Genomic DNA, 5,093 nt, shown 5'->3' with positions numbered 1-5,093 from the left:
GTCATGCGCTCGGGTTTGTCCACGACGCCGTAGACCGTGCTTTCGATGTTCACCACTTCGACCACCGACTGAGGTTCGGCATAGGTGTAAAGTTCCTTATGCCGCTTGTGGAAGGCGTCTTTGATTTTGGAAATGGACTTGACGTCAACCTTGAAGTTTCCAATTTCAACTGTGCATTCATGGACTTGCCCAACATAGCGCATGTCAAGGCTGCGCTTGGTGATGATGTCTTTGGCCTTGAAGCCATCGCTCTTCAGATGCGCCACGCCCTGCGCTTCGATCTGGTTGAACAGCGTGTCGATCCGCGCAAAGGCCGCGTCATTGTCCAGCCGTAAAGGCGCTGTGGCCATGTAGTTGTACTTCACGTCACTGATGATCTGGCCAAAGGCGCAGAGGCCCGAAGCCAGCTTCGGCAACACGATAGTATCGATGCCGATGGCGTCGGCCAGCGCCGTGATATGGGCCGCCGTCGCCCCACCTGCGCCCACCAGCACAAAGTCGCGCGGGTCATAGCCACGCTCCACCGTAACGCGACGGATGCCGTTGACCATGTTGGCGTTGACGATGGTGAACATGCCATAAGCGGCGCGTTCGACGATCATCTTCAGGGGGTCGGCGAGGTTGGTCTTGATGGCGTCATGGGCCTTTTGATAGTCCAACGGCAGCCGCCCACCGACCAGACCATCGGGGTTAAGATACCCCATCACAAGATTGGCGTCCGACACCGTGGGCAGCTTGCCACCCTGGCCATAGCAGGCAGGCCCCGGATCGGACCCCGCCGATTGCGGACCCATCTGCATCAGGCCCATCTCGTCGATCCAGCCGATCGACCCGCCGCCCGCGCCAAGGGTTTCCACCTGAATCATCGGCACCCCGATGCGGTAGCGCAGGAAGTCGATGTTCTTGTTGATGTTGGTGGACCCGTCCTTGGTCAACGTGATGTCAAATGACGTGCCGCCCATATCAACGGTGATGACGTTCTTGTAGCCGAAGGGCTCGCAGACATATTGCCCTGCCGCAGGGGCGGAGGCAGGCCCCGAGTTGATGGCATAGACCGAGCGATCGGTCATCGCCTGTCCAATCGCAAGGCCGCCGTTCGACTGGTAATAGCGTACCGGCTGTTTGGCCCCGAGGCTGCGGAAATAGCTGTCCACCGCGGCGACATAGCGCTTCATTATGGGTGCCAGATAGGCGTTCACCACTGCCGTCGAGGTGCGGGTGTATTCGCGGACCTGCGGGTAAAGCTCGGACCCCAGCGTCAGAATCACCCCCGGCATCATCTCGCGCACGATGGCACCGGCGCGGGCTTCGTGTTCGGGATGCAGCACCGACCAGACAAAGCTGATCGCCACGGTTTCCACGCCTTCGGCCTTGAACACCTCGCAAGCGGCGCGGACATCGGCTTCGTTCAAGGGCTCACGGATCGAGCCATCCGAAAGGATCCTCTCGCGGATGCCCCGGCGCAGATAGCGCGGCACCAGCATGGTGGCGGGCGGGTATTCCGGGTCATAGCGGTAGCCGTCTTCCTTGTGGCCAAGGCGAATCTCAAGGCTGTCTTCATGGCCCGCAGTGCAGATCAGGCCGGTCTTTGCCCCCTTGTGGGTGATCAGGGCGTTCAGCCCCACCGTCGTGCCGTTGATGCACAGATCGCAGTTCGACACCACATGTTCAGCCGAAACGCCCAGTTCTTCCGAGATGAGCTGAAGGCCGTTTCTGATGGCCAGCGTCGGGTCTTGCGGGGTGGACAGGGCCTTGAACAGCCGCACTTGACCGGTTTTGTCGGCCAGCACGAAGTCAGTGAAGGTGCCGCCAGCGTCAATGCCCAGACGATAATCGGATTTCATCTCATGTTCCCCTTATTTCGCGGCCACGGCGCGTTTGGCGCGCAGGGCTGATGTTGCTGCGATATCCACGTCCAGCGTGGTCGGGTCCTTGATGATGACGCCGTAATCCTCCCTTGCCCCTTTAATGGAAACCAGACCGTTCTTCACATCCCAGACGACCTTATCGACCGGCCGCTCCATCGGGTTGCCATAGCCGCCGCCGCCGGGGTTCATGTTGGTGATGCGGTCACCGGGTTTGATGACCTTGATGACGTTTTCGCGGATGGTCTCGGTACGGTTGCCTTCGACCAGTTCCAGACGGCCCACCTTGGTGTCGATCATCGTGCTGGAAGCCCCTGCCGCGCCGACGGCCGGAATGCGGCGGCCTTCGCCGAAGGTGATGAAAGTCATATCGTCGCTCAGCGGCTCCACTTCCCAGGCAGTGCCCGAACCACCGCGGTTCTTGCCCGCACCGCCCGAGTCGGTCATCAGCGAATAGCGGTGGATGATGATGGGATAGGAGTATTCCAGGAGTTCCACATCTCCGCTGGTCAACGCGCCAAAGCAGCACTCCGGCCCGCAGGCGTGCCAGCCGTCCTGGCTTGGTGTGGCCCCGGCGCCACTGATGATGGTTGCCAGCACCATCGTCACGTATTCCTCATTGTGCCGCTTGTCCCAGCCCGCGATGTTCAACCCGTTCGCGTGGCCCCAGCTTGCCGACACCTTCGACGGCATGGCCTTTTCGAAGGCCAGACGCACAGCGTCGGTCAGCGTCTCCATCGGAGTCGTGGTGCAGTTCATGTGCGGCGCGGGTTCGACCGCGTTGCACAGCGTGCCCTTTGGCCCCATGTCAACGCTGATGCAGCGGTACAGCCCTTCGTTGTACGGCGGCGGCAGCTGGGCGAACATCATCAGGCCAAGATAGACGCCGGAATAGCTGTTCCCCTCGTAGCTGTTGATGAAATAGGGGATCTGCGGCGGGCTGGAGATTTCGATATGGCAATTGTCGCCGGTGATCGTGACGCGCGCCTTGATCTCGAAATCGCCAAAGCCGTGGCCGGCGTCTTCCACGATGGCGCTACCGTCATATATGCCGTCAGGCACGCTGGCGATCAGCCCGCGCATCTGTTTTTCAGCCATGTCGAGCAGGGTGTCGATGCAGGCGTCTACAGTCGCCTCGCCGTATTTCTCCAGCATCGCGATCAACGCGCGTTCGCCGACCTGGCAGGCCCCGATCAGCGCGTTGAAGTCACCCTCCTGATCGCGGCGCGCGCGCATGTTGGTGAGGATGAAGTTCAGCACGTCCTTTCTGGGCACACCTCGATCCCAGATCTTCACCGGCGGGATACGCAGACATTCCGCGTAGATTTCCTTGGCATTGGGGTTGTAGCCCGCTGGGACAGGCCCGCCGATATCGGTCAGGTGGCCCTTGCAGACGGTCCAGTATTTGAGCTTCCCCTTCCAGAAAACCGGCTTATAGAAACAGGTGTCGATGGCGTGGCTGCCGCCCCAGGCCGGATCATTGTGGATCAGCAGGTCGCCTTCGTGGATGTCATTCCCGAAATAGCCCGCCACCTGCTTCATCGCCGGGATCAGCGACCCAAGGTGAATGGGGATATCCTGGCCCTGCAGGATCATCTCGGGCACCGCATTGAAGAGCGCGGTCGAATAGTCGTGTGCAAGGTTGAAGACCGAGGAACGCGCGGTCTTTTCCAGGCTCAACGTCATTTCGCGCTGCGTCGTCTCCAGGATGCCCCGGACCACCGACAAGGTGATTGGGTCTACCTCCACCTTCTTGCGTGCCGCCCTTGCCATTACGAAGCCCTCCGTTGAGAGCCGCGCAAACCGGGGTCGACCAGGATGCCCCCCGGTGCAGATTGCCAGAACTCCCCGTCACGCGGCGTCTGTTGCGCCGTTGATGAAGAGACGCTAGCGGCTGGAGGGCGCAGCCGTCTTTGCAATGGGCGCATGGTGTTTTGTGCCTGAGTGCATTCGCACGCAAAGCGGGCTTGCCCGACTCGCGGCGACATGTCCTGATCATGCAAACGGGTACGGGGCGTATGAAAAGCACCATCACGACGCGCGGGGTCGACCAGTCGGCGCGCAGCCGCCATTGGCACGAGACGATCGCGCGCGCCTATTTCCCGCTCGACCTGACATTCGCCCGCCCCGAGGCCTTTGATGGCGAGCTTAACAGTTGGGATCTGGGAGAGGTTTCGCTTTCGCGCCTTACCTCCGATGCGCTCCTCTACCGCCGCCTGCCAAAGCATTTCCGCGAGCCGGGGCCAGAGGAATTCCTTGTCACGCTCCCCGCCAAGTCCGAGGTCCGCTTTGCCCAAGGTGGAAAGGTAGTGCGCGCCAATCCGGGTGCTTTCTTCATCGAGCGAAGTCATGAGCCCTATGAGTTCAGCCATGCCGAACCCGCCGATCTCTGGGTGATGAAACTCGCGAAAGACATGCTGGGTGGCCGCATCCGTGCGCCGGACCGGTTCTGCAGCCTGCAGTTCGATGCGACCAACGGCGCGAACGGGCTTTTCGTCGACATGGTCCACCTGATCCCGCAGCGTTATGACGCGATGACCGAAGAGACTCGCGCCATCGTCGGGCGCCAATTGGTGGACCTTCTGGCTCTGGCCATCCAGTCCGATGAGCGCGTGTTGACCTCGGGTGCCTCGACCGTCCGCACCGCCCATCTGGCCCGGATCGAAGCCTTTGTGCGCCGCCATATCGACGACCCCGAACTTGGCCCCGACGAGGTGGCGGCCGGCTGCGGGATTTCCGTCCGCTACCTGCACGAGCTTCTGCGCGACACCAACACCACCCTTGGCCAGTGGATCCGCGACACGAGGCTGGCGGCGGCGCTGGAGGACCTCAAGAACCCTGCCGACTGCCGCGCCATCGGCGAGATCGCCTTCGCCCGTGGTTTCGCCGATCAGGCTCAGTTTTCCCGCACCTTTCGGTCTCGCTTCGGGATCACCCCGAAAGAGGCGCGGGGACGTTAGGAAGCCGCTCGTCGTCGCACTTCGTGCGCTCTTCGCTGTCTCGCGAAGAGAAGCCACAGGCGAACGATGAGCGGTCGCGCGCATCATTTCCCCAGGTGATCGCGCACGCGCTGCAGCGCCGCCTGCCGGTCGTGGCGAGCCTGAAGCGCCTGATCCATCGTCACCTCGACAAAGCGGGCAGGCGAATGCGGTTGCAACTGGCCGATCAGGTCCATGTCGGCGCTGATGACGCAGCCCACCATCATGTACCCGCCGCCCGACACCGCAT

At 61.7% G+C, this 5,093-nt stretch carries 3 protein-coding genes and 1 pseudogene; 1 reads left to right on the top strand and 3 read right to left on the bottom strand.

What is annotated here, in order from left to right; all coding sequences use genetic code 11:
- On the bottom strand, window positions 1-1,844 hold a 1,844-nt coding region (locus RMO18_RS17380), incomplete at its 3' end, for a hydantoinase/oxoprolinase family protein (protein ID WP_309667609.1).
- 12 nt (window positions 1,845-1,856) lie between these two features.
- A complete protein-coding gene (locus RMO18_RS17375; protein ID WP_309667608.1) occupies window positions 1,857-3,638 on the bottom strand; it encodes a hydantoinase B/oxoprolinase family protein in 1,782 nt (593 codons plus the stop codon).
- 245 nt (window positions 3,639-3,883) lie between these two features.
- On the opposite strand from RMO18_RS17375, the gene RMO18_RS17370 reads away from it, so the two are divergent.
- A complete protein-coding gene (locus RMO18_RS17370; RefSeq protein WP_309667607.1) occupies window positions 3,884-4,825 on the top strand; it encodes an AraC family transcriptional regulator in 942 nt (313 codons plus the stop codon).
- 83 nt (window positions 4,826-4,908) lie between these two features.
- Here the strand turns inward: RMO18_RS17370 and RMO18_RS17365 are convergent.
- Window positions 4,909-5,093: pseudogene (locus tag RMO18_RS17365) on the bottom strand (allophanate hydrolase); the annotation flags it as partial.

Source organism: Tabrizicola sp., assembly GCF_031377265.1.
Lineage (GTDB): Bacteria > Pseudomonadota > Alphaproteobacteria > Rhodobacterales > Rhodobacteraceae > JAUYQR01.
Note: the sequence above shows the minus strand (reverse complement) of the source record. Positions and strands in the feature narration are given on the sequence as shown.